The following is a 3,488-nucleotide window of genomic DNA, read 5'->3' on the forward strand; positions in this document are numbered from 1 at the left end:
TATTGACTTTGCAGCCCAGTCTCTTGATGGTGACGAGCGAATCGGCAGTGCAAAGGAACTCCAATTTACCGCTGCCGAGATGGCTGAAGCCCGCTCCAACAAGAAGTCGAAGGAATTAGAGTTCAAGGGGGACGGAGGCAAATACACAGTGAAGTTCGTTCTAAGAAAGGCCTGACTGGATGGTTGACGGCTGACTAAGACAAGACGCATCCGGTGCCGGTTCTTCACATTGGGAAGAGGCGGAGGGGTCGCGTCTACACTCTTCACAGTATGGAATATGGAGACGCGACCCTATTCCGCTCCCTCTTACATTCATGTTGACATGATAAGAACCTGAATCAGGGACTATCCAGTCAGCTTAATCACGGCATACGTTTCACACCTTCACACGAGAGGAGATACGCAATGCGGACCCTCATCAAATGCATGCCATGGATCCTGGGTCTTTCCTTCTTCTTAGTAACTTTGCAGGCTAACGCGGCCGGCCCTCCCGTGCCCGTCGGGCCCATCGGGCCCTATCTGGATTTAATCGCCCACTACGACGTACTGATACCTCAAACGGTGCTCATACCGACACCCGGGGGCTGTACTGATCCATCAACAGGACTTACTTTTTGCTGGAGTGATCTTGCAACGTTTGAGGAATTGCAACCTTTCAGTATCGATATAGTTGTGGACACTTATCTTTGGTGGCGCCCCGGTGACCCAGTGCCCCTGACACTAGTGGACATCTGGGCAAAGGATCTGAATCCGCCTGGGTTGCTTCCTCTGAGGCAGACTGGTTTCGATTCTATTAATCCAGAGATGGTGCCTGCCGGTCCGGAGAATTTCATTGGCAGATCCGGGACGTTTTATCCTGCTCCGTTGGTGGCGACCACCCTCGCAGACCTTCCTTCGCTATTGCCCGGGTTCGATCTCAGTCCCTTTGAGGGTGATCCGATGTCTATCGTATACGTTGCGCAGGCAAGCGTCCCGGCTTCTGATTTCGATGCACCTGCAACCATACCTGAACCGGGGACGTTAACACTTCTAGGGATCGGCACATCGGCTCTTCTCATACTGAAACGCAGTGAAAAAAGAAAAGGTTCCAGCAGAAGCAAAAGGGGATTCAAGTTTTGAAGAATATCCTCTCAAACACGGTGGGGAGTAATTGAAGCATTCGACCCATTAAAACCCACATTAATGGAGCACATTATGAACAAGAAAATAGTGGCAATTGTCTCGTTTTTTGTACTCACCATGTTTACTGGAACTGTGCGAGCGGAGTGGAGCCAAGCAGGTTTCGTAACAACAATACAGTTCAACAGAGACTCCTACGAAAACGGAGATGTGTTTGTCTGGTTAAACGGCACTGGTTGCAGTGCAACTAATGACTATTTCCGAATCAGACAAAGTGGGACAACTAAAGAGGATCTTGAGGAAATGATGAGACTTTTGATTGCATCGAAGCTTTCCGAACGTCCGGTGCGCTTGGGATTTTCCAGAGACAAAGGGACATGCAGCGTCTATTCAGTCAAATTTTGACTGGTGTTTATCCATACGTCCCAATAAGCACTGTTCTTAAAGGGAGGGATATATCATGGAATTCATCCAATCGACAATGCGGCGACGCGCGGTAAAGAGGGGAGTACTGGGGCTCTTGACGATCCTCGTTGCGACATTGCTACCAACGGCGAGCGACGCGCTGCGGGGTGGCACAGTGATCGAAGGCTACCCGGGCGTTGTTGAGGGCGGCGGGTGTACAGGAAGCATGATCGCACCAAACGTTGTTCTCACAGCGGCGCATTGCTTCGATATGCTCGGGGCCCCAACGAATTCTCGTGGGACCGGGAATTTCAGCATCTTCTACCATGACCCGGAACGCGGAAGACGCCAGGTTTTTGTGGGAACCGCAACGTGGATTGTATCACCTTCCTACAGGGGCAAGGTGGATGGCGTCAGCGCTGCGGGCAATGCTGACGCAGACCACGGCGTGATAATGATTACTCGGTCGGTTTCCGGTACTGACCGATTCACAGATACTGACTATCACGATTACCTTCGTATTTACTCCGATAAAAGGGAATTTCTCGACACAGAGCTCCAAGCGTGCGGCGCAGGCAGCTACACCTACTCAGGCAAAAAAGACGACAAGCTCCGGACGAGTTGGCTTGAGGTGGAAAACGTCGAGTACAATCACATCGTCGTGGACACTCGCGATAAGGTGAACGTTTGTAAAGGTGACTCAGGCGGTCCCCTCATTTACCTCGCCAGAGCGTCCGGACACGATATACCGACAATCGCTGGGGTGCTCGCCAGGATGGACACTGAGAGTGTCATTGAGGGAGAAAATTGCGCCCACAATGACCCTCCGCACGACGACGCGTATTACAGCCGCATCAGCTGGGAGGTCATTCGGTTCATCGAGGCGCAAACAGGAATTTCGTGCCGCGTCCATAAAAGCGCGAGTAAGGAATATGTCCGCTGTTTCGATCTTCCATTTATTGAAGACATTGAATCGGAGGGCATGCAGCGTGATTTAGCCGTAGCCCTCACTGTCTCGTCAATAAATTGAAGGTAGGATCCAGTCAGCGTAATCACGTTATGCATCATAGCCGTACCGAAAACGCCAACCCCACAACCTGCACACAAGGTGCAAAAGGAGAATCGTATGAACAACTGCACTGCATCAGAGAATCAGATCACTCGTCGCATCCTGCTCACCGCGTGCACCACTGCTCTCGCCGTGGCTTTCACGGTCTCGTCGTTGCCGCAGCCGGCCCACGCCGACCGTGTTACACCGCCACCCGTGCCCGACGAGATTCAGGTGCCAGCGGGGCACACGGCGTTCCTCGTGGGCCACGCCGTCGGCACCCAGAACTACATCTGCCTCCCCTCTGGCGATGGCTTCGCCTGGACACTCTTCACTCCCCAGGCCACCCTGTTCAGCGACAATGACAAGCAACAAGTCACCACCCACTTCTTCGGCCCCAACCTCAACCCTATCCCGCCGGAACAAGCTGGCACGATTCGCGCCGCGTGGCAACACTCCCGGGACACAAGCACCGTCTGGGCCAAGGGACTTAACTCCGCCACCGTCGATCCGGATGCCATTCCCTGGGTCCTGCTTGAGGTGGTCGGAGCCCAGGACGAACCCACCGGTAGCAACACGCTGACGGCGACCAAATTCATCCAGCGCCTGAACACCACTGGAGGGGTTGCGCCCACGACCGGCTGCTCCGTTTCGACAGACGTCGGCAAAAAGGCGTTCGTCCCTTACACGGCCGACTACTTTTTCTACAAGCAGGCCCCCGGAAACGACGCGGACGACGACAACGACAACTAAGATATTTGCACAAGGGCTACGCAGAGGAGGTCTCCCCCCTGAAGCGGGTGCTCCTGCGGACGGCTCCCGAGTTGGCGCCGGAGCTGGAGCACGTGGTCAACGCCTTCGATCCGTGGGCCAGGGACCGAGGTGAGTACTATTCGCTCCAGTGGAAACCGCGGAA

At 54.0% G+C, this 3,488-nt stretch carries 4 protein-coding genes; all 4 read left to right on the forward strand.

Annotation, left to right across the window (positions count from 1 at the left end; translation table 11 throughout):
* Positions 1-405: 405 nt before the first annotated feature.
* Positions 406-1,119 (forward strand): PEP-CTERM sorting domain-containing protein, encoded by a 714-nt coding sequence (locus tag RCH91_RS19745; RefSeq protein ID WP_306536894.1) that lies wholly within the window; start codon positions 406-408, stop codon positions 1,117-1,119.
* 75 nt (positions 1,120-1,194) lie between these two features.
* Positions 1,195-1,524, forward strand: coding sequence for a hypothetical protein (locus RCH91_RS19750; protein ID WP_306536896.1), 330 nt, complete (start codon positions 1,195-1,197; stop codon positions 1,522-1,524).
* A gap of 55 nt (positions 1,525-1,579) precedes the next feature.
* Entirely contained in the window at positions 1,580-2,554 is a 975-nt protein-coding gene (locus RCH91_RS19755; protein ID WP_306536898.1) for a trypsin-like serine protease, read from the forward strand.
* A 252-nt stretch (positions 2,555-2,806) separates the two neighbouring features.
* The gene (locus RCH91_RS19760; RefSeq protein ID WP_306536900.1) at positions 2,807-3,325 is read left to right on the forward strand and encodes a DUF3455 domain-containing protein; all 519 of its coding nucleotides are present in this window, start codon (positions 2,807-2,809) and stop codon (positions 3,323-3,325) included.
* Positions 3,326-3,488 lie beyond the last annotated feature (163 nt).

This window comes from Geobacter sp. (assembly GCF_030834625.1).
In the GTDB taxonomy this organism is placed as follows: domain Bacteria; phylum Desulfobacterota; class Desulfuromonadia; order Geobacterales; family Geobacteraceae; genus Geobacter.

Bases quoted from the DNA above. Each gene is read 5' to 3' on its own strand.
- RCH91_RS19745 (WP_306536894.1), top strand. From the start codon at position 406: ATGCGGACCCTCATCAAATGCATGCCATGGATCCTGGGTCTTTCCTTC.
- RCH91_RS19755 (WP_306536898.1), top strand. From the start codon at position 1,580: ATGGAATTCATCCAATCGACAATGCGGCGACGCGCGGTAAAGAGGGGA.
- RCH91_RS19750 (WP_306536896.1), top strand. From the start codon at position 1,195: ATGAACAAGAAAATAGTGGCAATTGTCTCGTTTTTTGTACTCACCATG.